Origin of the sequence: Micromonospora sp. NPDC052213, assembly GCF_040679695.1 — a bacterium.
In the GTDB taxonomy this organism is placed as follows: domain Bacteria; phylum Actinomycetota; class Actinomycetes; order Mycobacteriales; family Micromonosporaceae; genus Micromonospora.
Genome location: NZ_JBFAVI010000020.1, coordinates 37,671 through 60,141 on the forward strand (window position 1 = coordinate 37,671; position 22,471 = coordinate 60,141).

The window sequence follows — 22,471 nt, forward strand, 5'->3', positions numbered from 1 at the left end:
GTCGTGGCATCCCCGCGGCGCGGTGACCCCGACGTCGCCCGCCCGGTCAGCGGCGGATCAACCCGCGGGCCCGGGCGGCGGCGACGGCGGCGGTGCGGGAGTCGACCCCGAGCTTGCCGTAGACGTGGACCAGGTGCGTCTTGACGGTGGCGTGGCTGACGTGCAGCCGCCTGCTGATCTGCTGGTTGGACAGCCCGTCGGCGACGAGCTGGAGGACCTCGGTCTCGCGTCGGCTCAACGCGGTGCCCGGAGCGCGCATCCGGTCCATCAGCCGGTGGGCGACCGCCGGCGCGAGAGCCGACCTGCCGGCGGCGGCGGCGCGCACCGCCGCCGCGAGTTCCTCGGGCGGGGCGTCCTTGAGCAGGTACCCCGACGCGCCGGCCTCGACCGCGGCGAGAATGTCGGCGTCCGTGTCGTACGTGGTCAGCACCAGCACGACCGGGCCGCCCCCGCGCGCGGTGATGGCGGCGGTGGCCTCGGCGCCGTGCATGCCCGCACCGAACTGCAGGTCCATCAGCACCACGTCCACCCGGTCCCGTCCGGCGAGCGCGACGGCCTGCTCGGCGGTGGCGGCCTCGGCGACCACCTCGAGGTCGGGTTCGGTGGCGAGGACGGCGCGCAGGCCGGCCCGGACGACCGGGTGGTCGTCGGCCAGCAGCAGCCGGATCGGATCGCTCATGCGCCCGCCGGCGCCCCGTCGTACGGGTGGGCGAAGGCGACGGTCAGCGTGGTGCCCCGGCCGGGCGTCGACTCCACGGTCAGCGTGCCACCCAGCTCCTCGGCCCGCGCCCGCATCGCCGCCAGCCCGAACCCGCCGTCACCGCGACCGGCGACGGCGTCGGGGTCGAAGCCGCTGCCGTCGTCGACCACGGCCAGGACGACGCCGTGCTCCCGGTACCGCAGCGTCAACCCGACGCGGGTGGCCCCGGCGTGGCGCACGGCGTTGGCCAACGCGGACTGGGCGATGCGCAGCAGCGCCACCTCGTGCGGGGTCGGCAGGCGCACCGCCGTCCCGTCGAGGTCACAGTCCACCGCCAGCGCCGACCGGGCGGCGGTCGTGGCGCACAGCCGCCGCAGCGCCGCCGGCAGCGAGCCGCCGTCGAGGCCGGGCGGCGCCAGGGCACGCACGAACCGCCGGGCCTCCACCAGGTTGTCCTGCGCCGTCCGGCGGGCCTGCTCGACGTGGTCGCCGGCGACCTCCACCCGCTCCGGCAGGGCCCGCTGGGCGGCGCGCAGCAGCAGTTGGATGCTGGACAGCCCCTGCGCGAGGGTGTCGTGGATCTCGCGGGCCAGGCGTTCGCGTTCGGCCAGGACGCCGGCGGCGTGCTCGGCGGCGGCCAGCTCGCTGCGGGTGGCGGTCAGCTGCTCGATCAACCGCCGGCGGTGTTCGCTCTCCCGGTACAACGCCTGGTAGCCCAGCACCGTGCCGACGGAGACGGCGGCGCCGAGGACCGGCCCGAGCACCACGCCCGGCGTGACGGCCCCCTGGTGCGCGACCACGCCACCCACCGCCGCCACCGTCGTCGCCGCCACCGCGGCGATCCCCCACCGGACCGGCAGCAGGTGCAGGTGCAGCAGGAACAGGGGGAACGCGAGCCACACCCCGTCCGGGGTCAGGCCGAGCAGCACCAGCCACCCGACGGTCAGCGCCGCCAGCCACACCGCCGCCGCGCGACGGGACCGGCGGACCGGCGGCAACGCGGCACCGACGGCGTAGCCGACGGCCAGCGCCGCCGACGCGGCGAGCACGGCGGAGCGGTGCGGGGCCTGCCCCGCCAGGGCACGTCCGGCGACCACCACGAGCAGACCCCCGACCAGCAGGTGCAGGCAGACGCGCAGCACCCGCAACGGCCGGGCAAGCGATTCCGGGTTCACGATGACTCCAGGCTAGGGCGTGCACGGCGGCCGCCATCAACCAAAGGGTTGATCCTTGCCTGCGCACTTCGACGCCACCGGCCCGATCCGCGGCGCGATGCCGACCGGCGTGGACCGCGCGAGGGTTGGTGCCGGGCCGCCACCGCGGCCCCGCCCACCAACGGAAGGTTGCTGCGCTCGTGTTCGTCGCGTGGAGAGATCTGCGGTTCGCCAAGGGCCGGTTCGCCCTGATGGGAACGGTCGTGACGCTGATGACGCTGCTGGTCGTGCTGCTGTCCGGCCTGACCGCCGGGCTGGGCCGGGACAGCACCTCGGCCATCACCGACCTGCCCGCCGACCACCTGGTGTTCTCCGCTCCGGCCGACGGGCAGAAGCTCTCCTTCACCGAGTCGACCGTCACCCGGGAGCAGTGGCTGCGCTGGCGGGCCGTCCCGGGGGTGCGCAGCGCCGCCCCACTCGGCATCACCACCACCAGGGTCAGCGCCGGCGACCGCACCGCCGCGCTGTCCGCGTTCGGCGTCGCGGCCGACTCGCACCTGGCCCCTAGCGCCGTCGCCGCCGGGCAGGCCGTGCTGTCCGAGGGGGCGGCCGAGGCCCTGTCCGCCCGGCCGGGCCAGGACGTGGTCGTCGGCGGTCGGCGACTGACCGTCGCTGCGGTCGCCGGCGACGCCTCCCACAGCCACACCCCGGTCATCTGGACCGACCTGGCCGACTGGCAGCACCTGGCCCCCGGCGCCGCCGACGACTCCGCCACCGTCATCGCGCTGACCACCGCCCCCGACGCCGACCTGGCCGACGCCGACCGGCAGCTGGACACCCGCACCGTGACCCGCACGGCGGCGCTGTCCGCGATCGGCTCGCACACCGCCGAGAACGGCTCGCTCCAGCTCATGCGCGGCATGCTGTTCGCGATCTCCGCCCTGGTCATCGGCGCGTTCTTCACCGTGTGGACCATCCAGCGCGGTCCTGACATCGCCGTGCTGAAGGCGCTCGGCGCCACCACCGGCCACCTGCTGCGCGACGCCCTCGGGCAGGCCCTGGCGCTGTTGCTCGCCGGCACGGCCGTCGGCACCGCGCTCGCCGTCGCGATCGGCGCCGCGGCGGCCGGCGCCGTGCCGTTCGCGCTCACCGCCGGATCCGTCCTGCTGCCGGCCGCCGTGACGATCGCGCTCGGCGCCGCCGGCGCCGCCCTCTCCGTCCGCCGTATCACCTCCGTCGACCCGCTGACCGCCCTGGGGAGCGCCCGATGAGCCTCGAACTGTCCGACGTCACGCTGACCTACCCCGACGGGGACACCCGGCTGACCGCGCTCGACCGCGTCAACCTGAACGTGCCGGCCGGCACCACCACCGCCGTCATCGGCCCGTCCGGGTCCGGCAAGTCCAGCCTGCTGGCGGTGGCCGCCACCCTGATCAACCCCGACTCGGGTCGGATCGTCATCGCCGGCACCGACACCACCGGCCTCAGCCGGGGCCAGACGACCGCCCTGCGACGCGCGAAGGTCGGAATCGTCTTCCAGCAGCCCAACCTCATCGCCTCGCTGACCGCCGCCGAACAGTTGCAGGTCATCGCCCACCTCAGCGGCGGCTCCCGCCGCGCCGGACGCGACCGCGCCGCCCGCCTACTGGCCGCGGTAGGGCTGACCGGGCAGGCCGACCGCCGGCCGCACCAGCTCTCCGGCGGGCAACGCCAGCGGGTCAACATCGCCCGCGCCCTGATGAACGACCCGGCGGTGCTGCTCGTCGACGAGCCCACCAGCGCGCTGGACCACGAGCGCGGCGCGGCCGTCATCGACCTGCTCACCGAACTCACCCGGCAGCGCGGCACCGCCACCGTCCTGGTCACCCACGACCGGGGGCACCTCGACCGCGTCGACGAGGTCGCCGAGATGGTCGACGGCCGACTGCGCGTCCCGACACGGACCTGACCCGCCGCGGGCAGCCGACGCGGACGCTTACGGGATCGGGGCAGCGCGGGCCGGCCGTGCGGGGCGATGATGTGCGGATGGCCGATCCCGTCGCCACCCGGACACCCCGCCGCGCGACGTCCGCGAACGGCCGGCCCACCCCACCTGGTCCCCGGGCCACCGGCCCCTGGGCGGTCGCGGCGGCCACGACGACGGTGCTCCTGCTGCTCTCCGGCCGCTACGGCTACCACCGCGACGAGCTGTACTTCCTGCTCTGCGGCCGGCACCTCGACTGGGGCTACGTCGACCAGGGCCCCCTGGTCCCGGCGCTGGCCCGGCTGACGGACACGATCGCCCCGGGCAGCCTGGTGGCGCTACGCACCCCGTCGGCGGTGATCGGCGGCGCCGCGGTGCTGCTGGTCGCCGCGATCGCCCGCGAGTTCGGCGCCGGGCGCGGCGCGCAGACCTACGCCGCGTTTCTCGCCGCGACCGCCGGCATCGTCCTCGCCGGCGGTCACCTGCTCAGCACCACCAGCGTCGACCTGCTGGTCTGGTTGGCGGCCGCGCTGGGCACGGTGCGGATGCTGCGCACCGGGGACAGTCGTTGGGCTCTCGGCGTCGGGCTCGCGCTCGGCGTCGGCATGCTCAACAAGCTGCTGCCGGCCCTGCTCGCCGTGGGCCTGCTGGCCGGGCTCCTGATCGCCGGGCCGCGGCCCCTCCTGCGCGACCGGTGGGTGCTCGCTGCCGCGGCCCTCTTCCTGCTGCTCGCCGCTCCCACCGTGACATGGCAGGCGGCACACGACTTCCCGCAGCTGTCGGTGGCCGCCTCGATCGCCGACGGCGACAGCTCCTACAGTGGCCGGCTCGACGCGCTCGTCCTCCAGGTCGTCATCATCAGCCCCTTCACGGTGCCGATCTGGGTCGCCGGGCTGGTGACGCTGCTACGCCGGCCGGCCTGGCGGGCGTATCGGGCCGTCGGGTGGGCCTGGCTCGTGGTGGTCGCCATCGTGCTGCTCGCCGGCGGCAAGGGCTACTACGACGCCCCGCTGCTGCTGGTGCTCACCGCCGCCGGGGCGGTCGTCACCGCCGGCTGGGCCGCCCGGGGTCGCGCGCTGCCGCGCCGGGCCCTGCTGACCGTGGGCGCCGTGCTGACCGCCGTCAGCAGCGCGGTGCTGCTGCTGCCCGTCCTGCCCGCCGACCGGCTGCCCGGCTTCGTCGTCGCCGCCAACTACGACGCCGGCGAGACCATCGGCTGGCCCGCCTTCGCCGACTCCCTCGCCACCGTCCACCGTGGCCTGCCCGCCGACCAGCGGCAGCGGGCCGTCATCCTCACCGCCAACTACGGCGAGGCCGGCGCCGTGGCCCGCTACGGCCCGACGCGCGACCTGCCGCCCGCCTACTCCGGACACAACAGCATGGCCGCCTTCGGCCGCCCCCCGGAAACCGCGGACGTGGTGCTCGCGGTCGGGTTCGCACGGCCGGACCGGCTGCGCAGCTGGTTCGCCGAGGTCACCCTCGCCGGCCGGGTGGACCAGCGGGTCGAGGTCGACAACGACGAGAACGGCGGGCCGATCTGGGTCTGCCGCGGCCTGCGGCGTCCGTGGGCCGCGATCTGGGACACCGAGGTACGCCACCGCGGCTGACCGGCGACCCGGGGCCCGCTTCGGCGACTCACGGCCCGTACGCCCGCGTCAGGCCGGTCGCGGCGCTGGGCCCGCTCTGCGCCGCGCAACCGGGTACGGCAGAGTGGCACCCGACGACCGAGGGCGGCCCGACGGGCCGGGCGGAAGGATGGTGGCCGTGGAGGGTCCGACCGGGGTGGTGTTCCCCAAGACCGACGCGGGGCGCAGCACCTCCGCGCTCGGGCGGGCCGTCGTCGCCGACGCGCTGCGTGCCGTCGACGCGGTCGGCGCGCGCTCGGCCGAACACGAGACGAACTGGCGGCACGGATACCTCGGGCACTTCCGGCGGCTCGTCGAGGCCGGACTGCTCTCCCGCGACGCCGCGGTCACCATCGCCCGGGACGGGCTCGCCGCGCTGCACCGCCGGATGACCGTGGTCCGCGCCGACGGCACCGAGATCGGCCTCGGCGAGGTGTTCACCACCGCCACCGACGTCGCGCCGCTGCACACCGCGACGGTCGCCGGCACCGGTGAGGTGCAACGCGAGCTGTCCCTGCCGTACCGGGGCCAGCGGCTGCGCGGCGACGACCTGCGCCGCCGGCTCGACGCCTGGGTCACCGCCGGCGTCGTCGAGCCGTCCTGCGCCGAGGCCGTACGCGCCGTCATGGCGAACCCCGACTGGCTCGACCTACGCGACCAGCGCATCGTGGTGCTCGGCGCGGGCGCCGAGATGGGCCCGCTGCCGTCCGTGCTGCGGTGGGGCGGCGACGTGGTCGCCGTCGACCTGCCGCGGCCGGAGATCTGGCGGCGGCTGCTGCACACGACGCGCCGCTACGGCGGCCGGCTCCACCTGCCCGTGCCCGCCGGCACCGGCCCCGACGACGAGGCGCTGGCCGCCCACGCCGGCGCCGACCTGCTGCACAACCTCCCGCAGGTGGCCGACTGGCTGCTCGGCGTCGACGGCCGGCTCGTGCTCGGCAACTACGTCTACGCCGACGGCGCGACCAACGTCCGGGTCGCCACGGCCGTCGACGCGCTCACGCTGCGGCTGCAGGACCGCCGCGACGACGTGGCGCTCGCCTTCCTGGCCACCCCCACCGACGTCTTCGCCGTCCCCGGCGACGCGGTACGCCACGCCGAACGGGGCTACGCGGCGCGCGGGATCGTCCGCCGGTCGCTGCGGGTCGCCTCCGGGGGCAGGCTCCTGCACCGCAACTACCCGCCGGGCGTCGACCCTGGCGTCAACGACAGCCTCGTCCCGCAGCAGGGACCTAACTACGCGCTGGCGAAGCGGCTGCAACGGTGGCGGGCGACGGTGGCCCGCGACGCCGGGTCCACCGTGTCGTTCGCGGTGGCGCCGCCCACCCGCACCCGCTCGGTGCTGCGCAACCGCGCGCTGGCCGCCGCGTACGCGGGCGCGCACCGGTTCGGCATCGAGGTGTTCGAGCCGGCGACCAGCAACACGCTGATGGCCGCGCTGCTGGTGCACGCCCTGCGCACCGGCGGGCCGTCGCTGCCGCACCCGTGGCAGGACGAGGCGTACGCCGCGGCGCACGGCGGCCTGTGGCGGGTGCCGTACGCCCCGCGCAGCGCCCTGGGCCTCGCCGTCCTGCTGGGCTTCGGCGGCGCGCGCGCCTGACCGCTTCCCGCGGCGGCCCACCGCTCCCTGGAACCCCGGACGCGACGTCGCCCGGCTCAGCTGCCGACCGCGTTCGCCGCCGGGGATTTCACGCTGCCGATGGCGTCGACGCGGCCCCACCGCCCGGGAATGTCGAGCAGTTCGATCCGACCGAACCGTTCGGGCAGTGCCGGCGCGACCACCAGGTCATCCCCGTACGGCTCGAGGCCGAGCAGCGTACGCACCAGCAGCAGGGGCGCCCCGGTGGCCAGGGCCTGTGGGCTGTTCGCCGCGGGATACTGGACGGGGTGCCGGGTCAACTCGCGGTCGTATCCGCCGAACGCCTCCGGAAGGCGCCCCTGGAAATGCCGGGACGCCTCGATGATCCCCTCGGCGATGCGCCCGGCCTCCTCGTCGAAGCCGTAGCGCCGCAGCCCCCAGGCGATGAACGAGTTGTCGAACGGCCACACCGTGCCGACGTGGTAGCCGAGCGGGTTGTAACGTCCCTGCCCCTGGGCGAGGGTGCGTACGCCCCAGCCGGAGAACAGTTCGGGGCCGAGCAGGTGTTGCGCGATCTTCGGTGCTCGGGATTCGTCGACGATGCCGCTCCAGAGGAGGTGGCCGATGTTCGAGGAGAGCGCGTCGACCTGGCGGCCGTCGCCGTCGAGGGCGAGGGCGTAGTACTCGCCGTCGGAGACCCAGAAGTCGCGGTTGAAGCGTTCCTTGAGGTCGGCCGCCTCCCGTTCGAGGCGGTCGGCGTACGCGGGGTCGTGCCAGAACTCGCGGGCCAGCCGCGCACCGCGGATCTTGGCGTCGTACGCGTAGCCCTGCAACTCACACGTCGCCCGGGGCAGCCTGGGCAACCGGCCGTCCCGGAACGAGATCGCGTTCGCGGTTTCCTTCCAGCACTGGTTCTCCAGCCCGGTCCGCTCGTTGCGGCGCTGGTACCAGACGTAGCCGTCGCCCATGATGTCGCCGTACTCGTCGATCCAGTGCAGCGCCGCGCGCGCCTCGTCCTCGAACTCGCGCACCACGGCGGCGTTTCCCGTCCACCGCTCGTACTCGTCGAGCAGGATGACGTAGAGGGGGGTGCTGTCGGCGGCACCGAAGTACGGCGCGTGCGGGCGTTCCTCGAACGCGACCAGCTCGCCGTAGCGGAACTCGCGCAGGATCTTGCCCGGCTCCTCGTCCAGCACGTCGTCGAGCACGCTGCCCTGGTCGATGCCGAGCATCCGCAGGGTGTTGACGGCCATGTCCGGTACGAACGGCAACACCTGCAGGCTGGTGAGGATGGGGGCGCGGCCGGTGAGGGTGGCGTCCCAGGGCAGCCCCGCCGCGGGCAGCGGCTCGGCCGGTAGCGTCAGCGGCGAGAACCGGAGCGCGGCGAGGTCGACCAGGCTGCGCCGGTACGTCCGTTCCAATGGCTTCCAGTCGCAGCTCAGCTGCGGGGCCTTGCCGAGCCACTGCCGCAGGTCGCCCTGGAGTTCCGCCCGGTCACGTTGCACGCGGCTGGGATGCACGTGGTCGCGGATGTCCTGACCGTCGGGGCGCAGCACCAGCCCCCGGACATGCAACGTCGTGGCCCACCGACCGTGCGGTTCGATCCGGATGTGGAAGGTCAGCCCCTCTTCGTCGACCTGCGCCGGCTCAGTCGTGGAGATCACCGTCTCCCGCCGGAACTTCTCCCGCACGTAGCCGAGGTGCAGGCGCCCGTCCTCGACGCGCCGGTACAGCCGACCGGGTGGCGTACGGTCCTGTCCGACGACGTTCAGCGGGGTGAAGTCGCAGCCCGCGTCCACCCGGACCGTGAACTCGGCCGGTTCCCCGGAATGGTTGAGCACCGTCAACCGCTCCTCGAAGCTGCCGACGACCGATCGTTCCCGGATCACCGAGACCTTGGCGTCCACGTAGTGCGTCGGAGCCCCGGGCACCAGGAAGAACCGCACCTCGAAGTACGACGAATCGTCCATGGCCAGCGGGCTGACCCGTTCGCCGTTGATGGTCAGCAGCCACCGCGAGAGGAACCGGGTGTCGAAGGCGAAGTACCCGCACGGGACGGTGGGCTTCGCGTCTATGTCGCCACTGCCGTCGCTCAGCACGAAGATGTTGCCGTCGAGAATTCTGACGTTGTCGGTCTTCAACCCTGCCTCCCACGGTCACGGGCGGCGATGCGCGGGTGACGCGCGCCGGGCGGCGGCGCGAAGAGCCGCTCCAGCAGGATGATGAGCCGGAACTGTCCCTCGAACGTGATGTCGTTCCTCAGCCACGCCGGGAGCGGTTTGGCCTCGCCGCGCGCCATCCGGTCGAAGAAGGCGTTGTCGGAGCGGATGGCGATGTCGGCATCGCGGTTCTGCTGTGACACCCGGACGGCGCCGCCGCGGATCTCCACGAACCAGTGGTCGACCTCGCGGCCGCGCTCGAGGTCGAAGCGTATGGTGCCGTTCGTCTTCTTCAGCAGGCGTTCGTGGCCGTGTCGTTCCAGCGCCTCGAAGAACGTCCTGGTCGCCTCCGACATGGCACCACCCCCGTAGAAATCCGCCGGACGAGGAGCAGCGTCGTTCGCGCCGGGGTGGGCCGGCCTCACCCGGATCGGATGAACCTGGGCTGCGGCCGCGAGCGACGCGGAAAAATTCACCCGATCCGGGTGGTGCGGCGGCGCTTCGCTCCCGGTCAGGGTGGGTACGCGGCTCATCCTGGCTCGGCACCCATCCGGAGGGAGGCGGACGTGTCGGATCCCACCACGCGCTTCTTCCAGGCGCTCGCCCGTCGCGGCCACGAAACCCTCGTCGAAGACGCCACCGCGACCATGCGGTTCGAACTCACGCACGAGCAGGGCGTCGACCGCTGGTTCGTGGAGATCGAACGGGGCGATGTCCGCGTTTCCCGGGATGGGGGCGAGGCCGACTGTGTCTTCTACGGCAGCCGGGCGACCTTCGACCGGATCCTCGGTGGCCAGTCACAGATGTACCCGGCGTGGTTGCGCAACGAGATCAGAACGGACGGTGATGTCCGGCTGTTCCGTATCTTCGGCCGGCTCATACCGGCGCCGCCCGGAGCCCGCCACCCTCGGGATTTCGGCCGTGAGCGGAGACGTGTGGCATGAGCGACGGCCTCGTCCGGCTGCTGGACGGCAACACGTTCGTGGTCAGCGAGGAGACGGGCGACATCGACGCGTCCCCCACCATCCCGACCGGTTTCTTCTCGTTCGACACGCGATTCCTGTCGAAATGGATCCTGTCCATCAACGACGAGCGGGTGAACGCGCTCACCGTCGAGGAAATCGAATTCTTCGAGAGTCGAATGGTCGTCGCTCCGGCCCTCCCCAGTCCGCTCGTCGACGTCGGTGTTTCGGCGGTTCGCGACCGCTCCATCGGTGGAAGCTTCACCGAGCGGCTGACGGTGATCAACCACGAACCCGAGCCCGTCGACCTGCGGATCCGTATCGACGTCGAGAGCGACTTCGCCGACCTTTTCGAGATCAAGGACGTGCGGAACAAGTCCGGGACGTACTACACCCGGATCGACGCCGGGTGCCTACGCCTCGGCTATCAGCGGGAGGGGTTCTGCCGGGAGACCCTGGTCTCGTCCACCGCGCCGGCACGCGTCGACGAGCAGGGGCTGACGTACGACGTTCGGCTCGGACCGCACGGCCAGTGGATCACCAACCTGCACGTGCAGGCGCTGGGCCTGGGCGGACGCGACCTTCGGGAGAGCCTGGAGGGCAGACCCGGCCGAACTCGATCGGAGATACGACAGGACCTGGCCGACTGGCTCGCGGAGGCGCCCCGCCTCACCTGCGACTCCCCCACGTTGGCGATGACCTACCGGCGCAGCCTGGCTGACCTCTCCGCGCTGCGTTTCGCGCCGCTGGCCGCCGGCGCACATGCCATCCCCGCCGCCGGGCTGCCGTGGTTCATGGCGATCTTCGGCCGGGACAGCATCCTCACCAGCATCCAGGCGCTGCCGTTCGCGCCCGACCTCGCCGCCACGACGCTGCACATGCTCGCCCTCCGGCAGGGTGTCGTCCTGCACGACTTCCGGGAGGAGGAGCCGGGAAAGATTCTCCACGAGATGCGGTACGGGGAGACGACCGCGTTCGAGGAGCAACCGCATTCGCCGTACTTCGGTAGCGCCGACGCGACACCTCTCTACGTCATCCTGCTCGACGAATACGAGCGGTGGACCGGCGACAGCGCCCTGGTGCGGTCTCTCGAGCGTTCCGCGAGAGCCGCCCTGCGCTGGATCGACGAGTACGGCGACATCATGGGCGACGGCTACGTCTGGTACCAGCGCCGCAACGAACGCAACGGGCTGGAGAACCAGTGCTGGAAGGACTCCTGGGACTCGATCTCGTTCCGGGACGGGCGGCTGGCCGGCCTGCCCCGGGCGACGTGTGAGTTGCAGGGCTACGCGTACGACGCCAAGATCCGCGGTGCGCGGCTGGCCCGCGAGTTCTGGCACGACCCCGCGTACGCCGACCGCCTCGAACGGGAGGCGGCCGACCTCAAGGAACGCTTCAACCGCGACTTCTGGGTTTCCGACGGCGAGTACTACGCCCTCGCCCTCGACGGCGACGGCCGCCAGGTCGACGCGCTCTCCTCGAACATCGGCCACCTCCTCTGGAGCGGCATCGTCGACGAATCCCGAGCTGGAAAGATCGCCGAACACCTGCTCGGCCCCGAACTGTTCTCCGGCTGGGGCGTACGCACCCTCGCCCAGGGGCAGGGGCGCTACAACCCGATCGGCTACCACGTCGGCACGGTGTGGCCGTTCGACAACTCGTTCATCGCCTGGGGGCTACGTCGCTACGGATTCCACCAGGAGGCCGGGCACATCGCCGAGGGGATCATCGACGCCGCGGAACACTTCGACGGGCGGCTGCCCGAGGCGTTCGGCGGATACGAGCGGACGCTGACCAGGTATCCCGTGTTGTACCCCACGGCGTGCAGCCCGCAGGCGTGGTCCACAGGCACGCCCCTGTTGCTGCTGCGAACCATGCTCGGCATGGAGCCACGCGGCGAGCACCTGGTGACCAGACCGGCCGTGCCCCCGAGCATGGGCCGGATCGAACTGCTCCACATCCCCGGACGGTGGGGCAGAGCCGGTGCCCTCGGACGCGCCCACCCGAAGCGACCCTGACCGTCGCCGGGCACCCGCCGGATCGTCGACCAGGCCCAACCCTCGTCGGTGATACGCACGTCGTCCTCGATCGGCGGAACTGCTCTGGCGCCCTTGCGGGACGCGCCCCGGCACCGCATCGCCCTGGCCTGGCACCGCGACAACCGGACGGATCCGGTCCACCGGTTACGGGCAGCCCTCACGACGTAGCGGCGGTCGTCCAGCCCGGCGACGCGTGGCTGCGACCAGTAGCGGCTACGGCCGGAGGCGATGCCGGGGCCGGGGGCGGCGGCGATCTCGGCCGCCGTCCCCCAGTGCGTACCGTCCCGCCGGATCACGCCTGCATCGCAGGGCCCGATTCCAGCATGAGCGGCACGTCCTCCCGTGCGAGGAGGTAGCGGGCAGCCGCCATGAGCACCTCGGGCGAGTCCTGGAACGCGCCGAGGCCAACGTTGCACTCGGTGCAGAGCAGGCCGCGCACCCGCCGGGAGTTGTGGCAACGGTCCACGACGAGGCGGAACGGCTCGGAGTTCGGCGTCCCGTCAAGTCGTGGCCGGCCTCGGGACCTGACCCTCAGTTCGCTCTCGTGTTTGCCGCAGATGGCGCACCGGTGGTCCTGGGCCTCGCGCCGCGCGTCGTACTCCTGTGGCCTGATTCGATAGAAGGACCAGAGGTTGTCGGCTCGGACCTTGTCCGGATTGGCCCTGCGGTTCTTGTGGTTGTTGGCGCGGGCGTACTCGCGGCACGGGGCGCACGAGAGCAGCTCGCGTCCGGCCTTCATGAAGCTGTCGAGCGGTCGCGTCTTCTCGCAGCGTCTGCACACTTTAGACACGTCACAACAATATCGCATCTTGTTGTTACCCAAGAACAGTCATTATGGTGTGCCGCCGGTTTGCCGGCTTTGTCCGCACCGATTACCGGATTGTCATTACCGGTAATCCGATAGTCCGTGCGGACGGCTCTGCGCAGCCCGCCCGGGAGCGTGTCGGCATCCGGGCAGCTCGATCAGGAAGGTTCTCCAAAGCATTCCGGGTGGCGGTGTCGGATCGGGGCGGTGGTGTTCGTAGCAGGGGTGAGGCCGCCCGCAAGGGGGCGGCGCCGAGGTGAGGAACCGCGATCATGAAGCTGACGACCATGACCCAGGTCACCCTCGATGGGGTGATGCAGGGAAACGGCGCCGCGTCGGATGACCGCAGGAACGGATTCGAGCGCGGCGGATGGGCTCGGGGGGCGGGTGACGACGAGACCAGGACGTTCATCACGCAGACCTACCGGCGTGCCGAGGCGTTCCTGTTCGGCCGGCGCACCTACGAGTTGTTCGCCGGCTCCTGGGGGTCAATCGACCAGATGCGCGCACATCCCCTCGGCGTGGCCTTGAACGAGGCCCCCAAGTACGTTGCCTCGACCACGCTCACCGCGCCGCGTTGGGAGGACACGACCGTTCTCCGCGGTGACCTCGCGGCGGCCATCGGTGAGCTGAAGGCCAAGGCCGGGGGCGAGCTGCAGGTGCACGGCAGTGGCGCCCTGACCCGGTGGCTGCTGGAGAACGATCTGGTCGACGAGATGACTCTGATCGTGATCCCGGTGATCCTCGGCCAGGGCACGAGACTGTTCCCGGAGACCGGTCCGGATCTTGCGCTCGACCTGATCGAGTCGCGGGTCGACTCGAAGGGCGTGACGATCCAGGTCTACCGGCCGGCCGGGCGCCCGCGGTATGCGACGGCCTGAGGTCCCTGACCACCGAACCACGCTTTCCTGACACCAAAAGGAGATGATCTTCAGATGCGGTACCTGGTTTCCGTGATCGACGACAGGAGCAATCCCGGCAGCACGGACAGACAGCCTGCCATCAGCGCATTCAACGAACGACTGATCGACGAGGGCTACTGGGTTTTCGCGGGCGGACTCGCGGACACCGACGCGGCCACGGTCATCGACAACCGGGGCGAGCAGGCGGTGTTCAGCGACGGGCCTTTCGTGGAGTCGAAGGAGTACCTCGCCGGCGTCTGGGTGTGGGAGGCCCCCGATCTGGATGTGGCGCTCATGCTCGCCGCCGAGGCGTCGAAGGTCTGCGATCGGAAGATCGAGGTACGGCCGTTCCAGTGAGCGACGTCGAGGAGGCGATCACCCGGGCCCACCACGACGAGTGGGCCCGGGTGGTCGCCGCCCTGACCAGGCGCTTCGGTGACCTCGACGTCGCCGAGGAGGCAGCGGCCGAGGCGTTCACGACCGCCGTGCAGCGGTGGCCGGCCGACGGCGTGCCGCCCAACCCCGGCGCCTGGCTGACCACCACCGCCGTTCGCAAGGCCATCGACCGGATCCGGCGCGAGAACAAGCGCGACGACAAGCACAAGGAGGCTCAGATGGTGTACGACAACACACCACCCGAGCCTCTCGGCGCCATCGACGACGACCGGCTGCGGCTGATCTTCACCTGCTGTCACCCGGCGCTGGCGATGGAAGCCCGCGTGGCGTTGACGCTGCGCATGGTCGGCGGTCTGACCGTGCCCGAGATCGCCCGTGCCTTCCTGGTGGCCGAGAGTGCCATGGGGCAGCGGATCACCCGCGCGAAGGCAAAGATCAAGGCGGCGCGCATCCCCTATCGGGTGCCGTCCGCCGAGGATCTCCCGGTCCGCGTCTCCGGCGTGCTCGCCGTCCTCTTTCTCGTCTTCAACGAGGGCTACCTGGCGACCGGCTCCGACACCGATCCGGTACGGCACGACCTGACCGCCGAGGCGATCCGGCTCACTCGCCTGATCCGTGCCCTCCTGCCGGACGACGGTGAGGTGGCCGGGCTGCTGGCGCTGATGCTCCTCACCGAGGCCCGCCGCACCGCCCGGGTCTCGGCCAGCGGCGAACTGGTCGCGCTCGACGAGCAGGACCGTGGTGCCTGGGACAAGGCGCTGATCGCCGAAGGTCATCGGCTGGTGCGCGAACGCCTCGCCGCTGCCGGGGTGGCTCCGGGTCGCTACCAGATCCTCGCCGCGATCAACGCCGTGCACACCTTCGCCCGCGACATCCGCGACACCGACTGGTCACAGGTCCTCGCCCTCTACGACCAGCTCGTCCGCCTCGACCCCTCCCCGATCGTCACCCTCAACCGCGCCATCGCGGTCGCCGAGCTCGATGGCCCGGACGTGGCACTCGCGGCCGTCGAGCGCCTTGAGCACAGGTTGGCCGGATATCACGCCTACCACGCCACCCGCGCCGACCTGCTGCGCCGGCTGGGCCGCGGCCAGGAGTCGCGCGCGGCCTACGACAAAGCCATCGAACTGGCGGGCAACACCGCCGAGACCGCCTACCTGACCCGCCGCCGCGACCAGTTGGGGTAGCCGGGATCCCCACCGGACCGGCGCGCCAAGCGGCGGCCGGGGCGTCTCCGCCACGTCATCATGCCCAGGACCGGACACAAATCCCTACGGTCGGTGCGGCGCTACGTCAAACCGGGCCTCGCCGCCGTCCACGAAGCCACCGAGGCCCTGTCCAGCCCCCGCCGGCGCGGCCAAATCACCAGGGTCAGTGGGCTACAGCTCGGCTACCTGACCCTCGGTCGTAGCTTCGGGCGTACTGGGCCGTCACGGGCGAGCGCCGGTCAGATCCATCGATCCGGCCGATCTCCACGGCTACCGCCTCAACGATCCGGAACTGGTGGCAGATCGGCCTGCCTCCGGGCGGGGTCCGGCCGGCAGCCGAGGTAGGCGTCCAGTGCCGCGGCACCGGTGAGCATGGCGCGGCTGCGGGCTGAGAGGCGGGCATGCCAGTCGTGCAGCATCGATTCAAGGGGCGCGACGCCTCCGGCGGAGCGGACTTGGACGATCAGCGGGGCGATCTGCTCCAGCAGGTAGCCGCCTCGTCTGAGCTGGTGGATGAGTAGAGCGTCGCGCACGTCGGCCGCGCTGTAGACCCGGTAGCCCGTCTGCGGGTCGCGGCGCGGTTGGACCAGGCCGGCGCGTTCCCATTTGCGCAGGGTGGCTGGGCGTAAGCCGAGCCTTCTCGCCAGGGGGCCGACGAACGTGTCGCCGCGTTCCTGCGGCACGGGACCGAGGTCGTGAAGCGCGGCTTCGACGGCCTGGAGGGTGTGGCGGTCGTCGAGAAGCTGGGCGTGACTTTCGTCGATGAGCCGCAGCGCGTCCTCGGTCGCGTCCCGGTTGATCGCCTGCATGATCGCCGCGGCCGTCTGGTGGCCGTGCCCGGCCACGAGGGCGAGGAACGCGCGCAGGGCGTGCGCGTGCAGCGGCGTGTAGGTGCGGTAGCCGTGCGGGGTGCGTTCGGCGTCCGGAAGGATGCCGGCCGCCTCGTAGTTCCTGATCGCCTGGGTGGACAGACCGTGCCGGCGCGCCAGGTCGACCGGCCTGAGCTGTCCGCTGTTTTGAAGGTTTCGCCGCACTGCCCCGCCTATTCAGCGCATAACTTTCAACCGTAAGTTCAACGATACCGTTTAGGGGTATGACCACCGCTATCGAAGACACCGTTCATGTCGTTGACGCGGCCTCCGTCATGGGGCTGCTGTCGGCTCGGCCGCGGCTGCTCGCCCTGGGCGAGCCCACCCACGGCGAGGACGTTCTGCTCGACGTGCGAAACGATCTCTTCCGGCACCTCGTCGAGCAGGAGGGCTACCGGACGATCGCGATCGAGAGCGACTGCCTGACGGGCCTGGTCGTGGACGACTACGTCACGTCGGGCACGGGCACCCTCGACGAGGTCATGGAGCGTGGCTTCAGCCACGGGTTCGGCGCGTCCGCGGCCAACCGCGAGCTGGTGAGCTGGATGCGCGCGTACAACGACGGCCGGCCCGCGCCCGAGCGGCTGCGCTTCGCCGGTTTCGACGGCCCGCTGGAGATCACCGGCGCCGCGAGCCCCCGGCAGGCCCTCACCGCACTCCACGCCTACCTCACCGCCCGGGTGGACGCCGACCTGCTCCCCTGCACCCCGGAAACGCTCGACCGCCTGCTCGGCGCCGACGACCGGTGGACCGATCCCGCCGCGATGATGGACCCGTCCCGGTCCGTGGGGCAGACGCCCGAGGCCAAACAGTTGCGGCTGCTCGCCGACGACCTGGTAGCCCTGCTCGACGCGCAGACGCCACACCTGATCGCGGCGTCGGCACCCGACGACTGGGACCGGGCACGCATGTACGGTCGTACCGCCACCGGCCTGCTGCGGTACCACTTCTGGATGGCCGACCCGTCACCGAGCCGGATGGCGCGGCTGCTGGGCGCCCGGGCTTCGATGATGGCCGCCAACCTGCTCGCCATCGCCGAGCGGGGCCCGGCGCTGGCGTTCGCCCACAACGGGCATCTGCAGCGGAACAGGAGCGGGATGCGGATGGGTGGCCTGCCGGTGCAATGGTGGAGCGCCGGGGCGATCGTCAGCGCCCGACTGGGCGAGGAGTACGCCTTCCTGGCCACGGCCCTCGGCACGATCCGCCACCACGGTGTGGACACCCCACCGCCGGACACCATCGAAGGGCTCCTGTACGCGCTCCCGGAGGACCGATACGTCGTCAACGCCCGCCGGCTGGCCGTCGCCCTCGGCGACGTGACGCCCGCTCCCCGCGTGTCCCCCTGGTTCGGCTACGCCCCGCTCGACCCGGCCCACCTGGCAAGCAGTGACGGGATCGTGTTCGTCAAGGACGCCCCCGCGGGGCAGACGTGGTGGCCGGTGGCATGAGCGTCGACAGGTCGTCGACGGTCCAGGTGGCGACCGGGCGTCCGGGAGCGCCTCGGCGGTCGCCGGGGTCGGCCCGACGTGGCAGCCATCGGCGACCAGCCCGACGACTACCATGATCGGTTTGTGGATGTTACGGCGCAGTGGGTGCGGACGTCGTGGACCAAGCGGTCCCGGGGTGGGCCACCGGCGGCGCTTCGGAACGCGGCGCCGGTGGGTTTCGTCCTGCCGACGCTCAGGTGCCCCGCCGTCCACGAGGTGTCGATGGACGAGGCGCGCGGATTCGAGCCGCGGGAGTCGTCACGGGACGGGCAGCCGGACCGGGCCGACGTGTTGTTGAAGGAGATCGACGGCCGGCTGCGCGTGGAACTGGCGGTGACACCCTGGGGTATGCCTCGCCGGTGGCGCCGGCCACCGGCCGTGTGGTTGAGGCGTGGTGAGTGGGTGCGTTGGCAGATCAACTACCGCTTCTCATGGCCGATGGCCCGAGGTGGGGCCTGGAGCTATCGAATGGACACCCTGAATCTGGCGTACGGGCCGACGACGGTGGACGTCTTCACGGGGAATCCGACTCGTCTCGTCGACGAGCGCGGGCTGTTGCGTTAGCCGGCATCATGTCGGCCCGGCGTACCGGCTCCCCGTGCCGCCGGCGTCGTGGCCAGGCCGGGTGGCAGTGACGGCGGGGTGGTCGACGCGGACTACCCCGCCGTCACTGTCGTCCCCGCCTACCGGCGCTCAGCGGTGGTCGTTCTCCTTCAGCTCGACCACCCAGGCGCGCCGCTCGGCGATCTTGCCGTCGCGCATGACGAACAGGATCTGCGCGTGGTCGTTCTTCCGGAACCCGTCCAGGTAGGTCTCGATGGTCTGCGTGTTACGCGACATGTGCGGTGTCCCTCGTCCTCGCCGGGGCCTGCCCCTACGGCAGCCCGCCGAAGCTGACCTCGCGGTGCGACACCCGAGGCGGAACGCGCCGACCGGGAGACCGTCCGCTCAGGACGGGGTGCGGCGGGCCCGGTGGTTGGCGTACTTGCGGACCGCGAAGTCGTACGCGTCGGCCAGCAGCGTGCGCACCGTGCCCAGGGTCGCCTCGCCGGGATTCACCACGCACACCCAGTGTTGCGCCGCGTAGACCGGATGCGGCAGCACGACGTCCGTCGCCGTGTGGTCGACGCGCGCGTCCGTCTCGCCGTGCTCGCCCCGTGTCGACGGCGCCCCGAACAGGGCCGCGTACCCGGACCGGGTCAATCCGATGTTGAGCCGCCAGAAGCCCGGCCGACTCAACGCGGAGGCGGTGTCGTAGCGGTCGCCGGTCACGATCGTCGCGAACGGCAACTGACGCTCGGCCGGCAGGTCCCGTTGCGGGTCGTAGAGGAAGAAGGTGTCCCCGCCCGCCTCGGGTGCGGTCACCCCGGCGAAGGTCCGGCAGATGTGGCGCTTCATGTCGTCGACGTCCATGCCTCAAGTTTTTCATTGAAATGCTTAGTGAGACCTGTGTGCCATTTATCCGCATTCTGAAGCGCTAACCCTCAACTCTGGGCGCAACCGGCCGGGCGCCAGCAGCGACCGCGCGCCCCCGGCGGCGGGCGAGGCCGCCGGGGGGCGCGCGCACCACGGGCGGCTGCTAGCCGGTCGCGTCGAGGACGGGGATGAGCTGCTCCTCCTCGTACGCCAGATGGGCCTCCAGCTCGGTGGTGAGCCGCGCGACCTCCCGGCGGACCTCGGCAGGGTCGGCGTCGGGGGCGCCGACGACCTGCTGGAGGCGCGCGACGAGCGCCGCGATCCGTTGGTGTTCCTCGCGCAGCCGCGCCAGGGTCGGGGCGAGGTCGGGGCGTTGCCCGTCGAGGGCGGCGAACATGCCGTCGTCCTCGTTGGTGTGGTGGTGGTGCAGGCCCTGGCAGACGGTCAGGCAGTTCACCCGCAGCTGCGCGCCCAGGCCCGGGCCGGAGCGGTCGACCTCGTCGCGGATCAGCGCGAGTTCCCGCCGGAACGCGTCGTGGACCAGTTTGAGTGCCGCGCCCCAGGACGGCGCGTTCGGCGGCCCGCCCGCCACCTGGCGCAACGCCAGCACCGGGATCACCCGCGACGTCTTCGCCTGGTACGCGGCCCAGCCCGGGTCGGCCTCCACGGCCCGGGCGAAGACCGCGTCGCGTTCGTCCCCGGTCAGCACCTGCGCGCGCGCCTGGTAGGTGAAGACGCCGTCCTCCACGGTGGCGAGCGGGTCGGCGCGCAGGTTGTGGTACCAGTCCGGGTGCTTCGGGCCGCCTCCGGCGGAGGCGATGACCAGGATGCGGTCCGAGTCGGGCAGATAGCCGACCGGGGTGGTGTGCGGGGCTCCGGAACGGGCCCCGGTGGTGGTGAGCAGGATGAGCCGGGCGCCCTCGAAGGGGCCGCTGACGCGGCCGGCGTTGGCGCGGAACTCGTCGATGATCTGCTGGTTGAAGTCGTTGGGCATGCTCTGCTTTCTGCTGGGCAGGAGGAGTGCGGCCACAGTGGATCGCCGGTCCGGCGACCGGTGGCGGCGAAGGTGGAGTCGCGCCGGCGTACGACCGGCGTGGATGGTGGGAAAGGCGCGCGAGGCGGTGGACGCGACGTCGACACCGGAAGATGTGGCGCATCGGCGGGCCGCGGGCCCGCCCCCGGCTCACCGGATGGCCGGGTGCCCTGTCCGCTCGTGGCCCATGGCCGACCCGGCAGTCACGGGTCCGACCCTAGCGGCCCGCGACGGCCGAGGGCAACGATGTCCGGTTGCGCCGTCGGTGGGACGCTGGCACGGTCGGGGAATGATCGAACTGACCGGCGCCGACGTGGACCGCGCGGTGGCCGAGATGACCGCTGTCCTCGGCCCGCACACCGGACGGGACTGGAGCGTGCCCGCCGGCGGGTTGGAGTGGAGTTGCTGGACCACCGCCGCGCACGTGGCGCACGACCTGTTGGCGTACGCCGGTCAGGTCGCCGGGCGACCCGAGGCGGCATACCTGCCGTTCGACCTGGTCGTCTCCCCCGCCGCCGGGCCGGCCGAGGTGCTGCGGGTCGTCGGCGCCTGCGGTGGGCTGCTGCGGATGGCGGTCGACGCCGCCGCGCCGCAGACGCGCGCCTGGCACTTCGGTCCGTGCGATCCGGCGGGCTTCGCCGCGATGGGGGTGGCGGAGACGCTGCTGCACACCGACGACATCGCCCGTGGTCTCGGCGTGCCGTGGCAGCCGCCGGAGCGGCTCAGTGCCGGCGTCGTGCGTCGGCTCTTCCCGGACGCCCCCGCCGGGCCGGCGCCGCAGGTGCTGCGGTGGCTGACCGGCCGTGGTGAGCTGCCGGGCCGGCCGCGGCGCACCTCGTGGTCGTGGCAGGCCGCGGTGGGGTGACGCGGGCTACGCCGCCCGGCGGCGCCAGGGCAGGCGCCAGGCCCGACGGGGTCTGCCGCGCGGCGGGGCGGGTGGCGCGGGCTCCGGTGCGGGCGCGGCGGCGCGGTGCCGCTCGGCTCGCCAACGGCGTACGACGTCGTCGGCGTTGACCGGCCGCACGGCGACCCGCGGGCCGGTGGGCATGCGCAGCCAGGAGATGATCGCGGCGTTCAGGTCGGCGACGAACGCGCGTACCGACTCCTCGGTGGGCAGGTCGCGCACCTCGTCGGGCACCTGCTCGACGCGGCGGCGCAGTTGCAGCGGGGTCGGCAGCAGCAGGTCCGTCGGGAGCTTCTCCCGTTCCAGGAAGCTCTTGATCCACCACGACTCGTCGTACGGCTCGCCCCGGCCGGGGATCGGCTTGCCCGCGCCGGGCAGGTTGTCGAACTCGCCCTGCTCCTGGGCCGCGCGGATCCGCGCCTCGACCGTCGCTTCCCAGCTGTCCACCCGCCGACACCTCCCCGGCCCACGGTAACGCGGCCCCGGCCGTCGGCGCCGCCGGAGGGGACAGCGCGGTGGCGGTGCCGGGCATTCCCGGCGGTCAGGGCCAGCGGGCGTGCCGGTGGCCGTCGCGGGGAAACGGCGGGCGGGCCGCCAGCACCTCCTGGAAGCGGTAGCCGGCCTTCTCGGCGACCCGGCAGGACGCCGGGTTGTCGATCTGGTGCATCAGGTCCAGCCGCCGCAGGCCGGCGAACCGGGCGAACGCCCAGCGGGTGACCGCGTCCAGGGCGTGCGGGGCGATGCCGCGACCCCGGGCGGGCGCGGCCGTCCAGTAGCCGACCTCGGCGTCCCCGCGCCCCGCGGCGACGTTCTTGAGCACCACCTGGGCGACCAGGGTCTCGCCGGCGGGGTGCGGCTCGACCACGGCGAAGCTGAACCGGCACCCGTCGTCCCAGTCGCGTCGGGCCGCCGCCACGAAGCGGCGCGCCTCGGTGGTCGTGGTCACCGGCGCCCGGGTCCAGCGCAGCAGCACCGGGTCCCGGTACGCCGCCACCAGGGCGTCGGCGTCGGCGTCGCGCCAGGGACGCAACGACAGTTCCGGCAGGGTCGGGGTGGCCGGTGCGCGCAGCATCGGCCCAGTCTCCCCGCTGCCGTCGTCGCCGTGGGGGCACGGGTCGGGCCCCACGCGCTGCCGGCCCGGTCGCGCCGCCGACGTCGGGCGGCGGGCTCGGCCCGGCCACACCCCCGAGTTTTGCCGTTCCGGCAACGATGTTTGCCGCTCGCCTCGCTCCCGACGGACAGTCGGGTCGGCGGCGGGGCGTGGGATCCG

The 22,471-nt window shown here is 72.5% G+C and carries 23 protein-coding genes; 12 read left to right on the forward strand and 11 right to left on the reverse strand.

The features are described from left to right. Nucleotides 1-46: 46 nt before the first annotated feature. Entirely contained in the window at nucleotides 47-679 is a 633-nt protein-coding gene (locus AB0L34_RS08095; RefSeq protein WP_363702942.1) for a response regulator transcription factor, read from the reverse strand. Continuing rightward, entirely contained in the window at nucleotides 676-1,875 is a 1,200-nt protein-coding gene (locus AB0L34_RS08100; protein ID WP_363702944.1) for a sensor histidine kinase, read from the reverse strand. Before AB0L34_RS08100 ends, AB0L34_RS08095 begins: the two co-directional genes overlap by 4 nt. Nucleotides 1,876-2,054: 179 nt before the next feature. Here AB0L34_RS08100 and AB0L34_RS08105 point away from each other — a divergent pair, with 179 nt between their 5' ends. The 4 genes from AB0L34_RS08105 to AB0L34_RS08120 all read left to right on the forward strand — a co-directional run bounded on the left by AB0L34_RS08105 (nucleotide 2,055) and on the right by AB0L34_RS08120 (nucleotide 7,042). After that, nucleotides 2,055-3,125 (forward strand): ABC transporter permease, encoded by a 1,071-nt coding sequence (locus AB0L34_RS08105; protein WP_363702946.1) that lies wholly within the window; start codon nucleotides 2,055-2,057, stop codon nucleotides 3,123-3,125. Continuing rightward, the gene (locus AB0L34_RS08110; protein ID WP_363702948.1) at nucleotides 3,122-3,802 is read left to right on the forward strand and encodes an ABC transporter ATP-binding protein; all 681 of its coding nucleotides are present in this window, start codon (nucleotides 3,122-3,124) and stop codon (nucleotides 3,800-3,802) included. Before AB0L34_RS08105 ends, AB0L34_RS08110 begins: the two co-directional genes overlap by 4 nt. 77 nt (nucleotides 3,803-3,879) lie before the next feature. Beyond that, nucleotides 3,880-5,424 (forward strand): glycosyltransferase family 39 protein, encoded by a 1,545-nt coding sequence (locus tag AB0L34_RS08115; RefSeq protein WP_363702950.1) that lies wholly within the window; start codon nucleotides 3,880-3,882, stop codon nucleotides 5,422-5,424. Between the two features lie 157 nt (nucleotides 5,425-5,581). After that, complete coding sequence (locus AB0L34_RS08120) at nucleotides 5,582-7,042, forward strand: hypothetical protein (protein ID WP_357461954.1); 1,461 nt, start codon at nucleotides 5,582-5,584, stop codon at nucleotides 7,040-7,042. 56 nt (nucleotides 7,043-7,098) lie between these two features. Here the strand turns inward: AB0L34_RS08120 and AB0L34_RS08125 are convergent, their stop codons facing one another. Both AB0L34_RS08125 and AB0L34_RS08130 read right to left on the reverse strand, forming a co-directional pair. Continuing rightward, complete coding sequence (locus AB0L34_RS08125; RefSeq protein WP_363702952.1) at nucleotides 7,099-9,162, reverse strand: glycogen debranching N-terminal domain-containing protein; 2,064 nt, start codon at nucleotides 9,160-9,162, stop codon at nucleotides 7,099-7,101. Continuing rightward, on the reverse strand, nucleotides 9,159-9,713 hold the full coding sequence (locus AB0L34_RS08130; RefSeq protein WP_363702954.1) for an SCP2 sterol-binding domain-containing protein: 555 nt from the start codon (nucleotides 9,711-9,713) through the stop codon (nucleotides 9,159-9,161). The genes AB0L34_RS08125 and AB0L34_RS08130 overlap by 4 nt, the downstream gene beginning before the upstream one ends. 33 nt (nucleotides 9,714-9,746) lie before the next feature. Here AB0L34_RS08130 and AB0L34_RS08135 point away from each other — a divergent pair, with 33 nt between their 5' ends. Together AB0L34_RS08135 and AB0L34_RS08140 are read left to right on the forward strand one after the other, a co-directional pair. Then, nucleotides 9,747-10,124, forward strand: a complete 378-nt coding sequence (locus AB0L34_RS08135; protein ID WP_363702956.1) for an SCP2 sterol-binding domain-containing protein — start codon at nucleotides 9,747-9,749, stop codon at nucleotides 10,122-10,124. After that, entirely contained in the window at nucleotides 10,121-12,160 is a 2,040-nt protein-coding gene (locus tag AB0L34_RS08140) for a glycogen debranching N-terminal domain-containing protein (protein ID WP_363702958.1), read from the forward strand. Before AB0L34_RS08135 ends, AB0L34_RS08140 begins: the two co-directional genes overlap by 4 nt. A 313-nt stretch (nucleotides 12,161-12,473) precedes the next feature. Here AB0L34_RS08140 and AB0L34_RS08145 read toward each other — a convergent pair whose 3' ends face one another. Continuing rightward, nucleotides 12,474-12,962, reverse strand: a complete 489-nt coding sequence (locus tag AB0L34_RS08145; RefSeq protein WP_363702960.1) for an endonuclease domain-containing protein — start codon at nucleotides 12,960-12,962, stop codon at nucleotides 12,474-12,476. A gap of 296 nt (nucleotides 12,963-13,258) precedes the next feature. Between AB0L34_RS08145 and AB0L34_RS08150 the strand changes: the two genes are divergently transcribed. From AB0L34_RS08150 to AB0L34_RS08160, 3 genes are read left to right on the forward strand one after another with little or no spacing between them, the layout of a single operon-like run. Beyond that, nucleotides 13,259-13,867 (forward strand): dihydrofolate reductase family protein, encoded by a 609-nt coding sequence (locus AB0L34_RS08150; protein WP_363702962.1) that lies wholly within the window; start codon nucleotides 13,259-13,261, stop codon nucleotides 13,865-13,867. A gap of 54 nt (nucleotides 13,868-13,921) precedes the next feature. Continuing rightward, the gene (locus AB0L34_RS08155) at nucleotides 13,922-14,245 is read left to right on the forward strand and encodes a YciI family protein (protein ID WP_363702964.1); all 324 of its coding nucleotides are present in this window, start codon (nucleotides 13,922-13,924) and stop codon (nucleotides 14,243-14,245) included. Continuing rightward, nucleotides 14,242-15,471: an RNA polymerase sigma factor gene (locus AB0L34_RS08160; protein WP_363702966.1), complete on the forward strand. Its 1,230-nt coding sequence runs from the start codon at nucleotides 14,242-14,244 to the stop codon at nucleotides 15,469-15,471. Before AB0L34_RS08155 ends, AB0L34_RS08160 begins: the two co-directional genes overlap by 4 nt. Nucleotides 15,472-15,770: 299 nt before the next feature. On the opposite strand, the gene AB0L34_RS08165 is transcribed toward AB0L34_RS08160, so the two are convergent. Further along, nucleotides 15,771-16,526, reverse strand: a complete 756-nt coding sequence (locus tag AB0L34_RS08165) for a TioE family transcriptional regulator (protein WP_363702968.1) — start codon at nucleotides 16,524-16,526, stop codon at nucleotides 15,771-15,773. Nucleotides 16,527-16,585: 59 nt separating this feature from the next. Between AB0L34_RS08165 and AB0L34_RS08170 the strand changes: the two genes are divergently transcribed. After that, nucleotides 16,586-17,809: an erythromycin esterase family protein gene (locus tag AB0L34_RS08170; RefSeq protein WP_363702970.1), complete on the forward strand. Its 1,224-nt coding sequence runs from the start codon at nucleotides 16,586-16,588 to the stop codon at nucleotides 17,807-17,809. Between the two features lie 78 nt (nucleotides 17,810-17,887). After that, nucleotides 17,888-18,412: a hypothetical protein gene (locus AB0L34_RS08175; protein WP_363702972.1), complete on the forward strand. Its 525-nt coding sequence runs from the start codon at nucleotides 17,888-17,890 to the stop codon at nucleotides 18,410-18,412. 129 nt (nucleotides 18,413-18,541) lie between these two features. Here AB0L34_RS08175 and AB0L34_RS08180 read toward each other — a convergent pair whose 3' ends face one another. From AB0L34_RS08180 to AB0L34_RS08190, 3 genes are all read right to left on the reverse strand, one after another. Continuing rightward, complete coding sequence (locus AB0L34_RS08180) at nucleotides 18,542-18,688, reverse strand: hypothetical protein (protein ID WP_363702974.1); 147 nt, start codon at nucleotides 18,686-18,688, stop codon at nucleotides 18,542-18,544. Nucleotides 18,689-18,796: 108 nt separating this feature from the next. Beyond that, nucleotides 18,797-19,261, reverse strand: coding sequence for a DUF6194 family protein (locus AB0L34_RS08185; protein WP_363702976.1), 465 nt, complete (start codon nucleotides 19,259-19,261; stop codon nucleotides 18,797-18,799). A gap of 166 nt (nucleotides 19,262-19,427) precedes the next feature. Next, nucleotides 19,428-20,294, reverse strand: a complete 867-nt coding sequence (locus AB0L34_RS08190; RefSeq protein ID WP_363702978.1) for a nitroreductase/quinone reductase family protein — start codon at nucleotides 20,292-20,294, stop codon at nucleotides 19,428-19,430. Nucleotides 20,295-20,595: 301 nt separating this feature from the next. On the opposite strand from AB0L34_RS08190, the gene AB0L34_RS08195 reads away from it, so the two are divergent. Beyond that, nucleotides 20,596-21,162: a maleylpyruvate isomerase N-terminal domain-containing protein gene (locus AB0L34_RS08195; RefSeq protein ID WP_363702998.1), complete on the forward strand. Its 567-nt coding sequence runs from the start codon at nucleotides 20,596-20,598 to the stop codon at nucleotides 21,160-21,162. 6 nt (nucleotides 21,163-21,168) lie between these two features. On the opposite strand, the gene AB0L34_RS08200 is transcribed toward AB0L34_RS08195, so the two are convergent. Next, nucleotides 21,169-21,648, reverse strand: coding sequence for a DUF1992 domain-containing protein (locus tag AB0L34_RS08200; RefSeq protein ID WP_363702980.1), 480 nt, complete (start codon nucleotides 21,646-21,648; stop codon nucleotides 21,169-21,171). A 94-nt stretch (nucleotides 21,649-21,742) separates the two neighbouring features. Beyond that, on the reverse strand, nucleotides 21,743-22,273 hold the full coding sequence (locus AB0L34_RS08205; RefSeq protein WP_363702982.1) for a GNAT family protein: 531 nt from the start codon (nucleotides 22,271-22,273) through the stop codon (nucleotides 21,743-21,745). Nucleotides 22,274-22,471: the final 198 nt, after the last annotated feature.

Coding starts and splice junctions, on each gene's coding strand:
- AB0L34_RS08115 (WP_363702950.1), top strand. CDS start 3,880: ATGGCCGATCCCGTCGCCACCCGGACACCCCGCCGCGCGACGTCCGCG.
- AB0L34_RS08205 (WP_363702982.1), bottom strand. CDS start 22,273: ATGCTGCGCGCACCGGCCACCCCGACCCTGCCGGAACTGTCGTTGCGT.
- AB0L34_RS08180 (WP_363702974.1), bottom strand. CDS start 18,688: ATGTCGCGTAACACGCAGACCATCGAGACCTACCTGGACGGGTTCCGG.
- AB0L34_RS08130 (WP_363702954.1), bottom strand. CDS start 9,713: ATGAGCCGCGTACCCACCCTGACCGGGAGCGAAGCGCCGCCGCACCAC.
- AB0L34_RS08185 (WP_363702976.1), bottom strand. CDS start 19,261: ATGGACGTCGACGACATGAAGCGCCACATCTGCCGGACCTTCGCCGGG.
- AB0L34_RS08150 (WP_363702962.1), top strand. CDS start 13,259: ATGAAGCTGACGACCATGACCCAGGTCACCCTCGATGGGGTGATGCAG.
- AB0L34_RS08110 (WP_363702948.1), top strand. CDS start 3,122: ATGAGCCTCGAACTGTCCGACGTCACGCTGACCTACCCCGACGGGGAC.
- AB0L34_RS08140 (WP_363702958.1), top strand. CDS start 10,121: ATGAGCGACGGCCTCGTCCGGCTGCTGGACGGCAACACGTTCGTGGTC.
- AB0L34_RS08170 (WP_363702970.1), top strand. CDS start 16,586: ATGACCACCGCTATCGAAGACACCGTTCATGTCGTTGACGCGGCCTCC.
- AB0L34_RS08095 (WP_363702942.1), bottom strand. CDS start 679: ATGAGCGATCCGATCCGGCTGCTGCTGGCCGACGACCACCCGGTCGTC.
- AB0L34_RS08155 (WP_363702964.1), top strand. CDS start 13,922: ATGCGGTACCTGGTTTCCGTGATCGACGACAGGAGCAATCCCGGCAGC.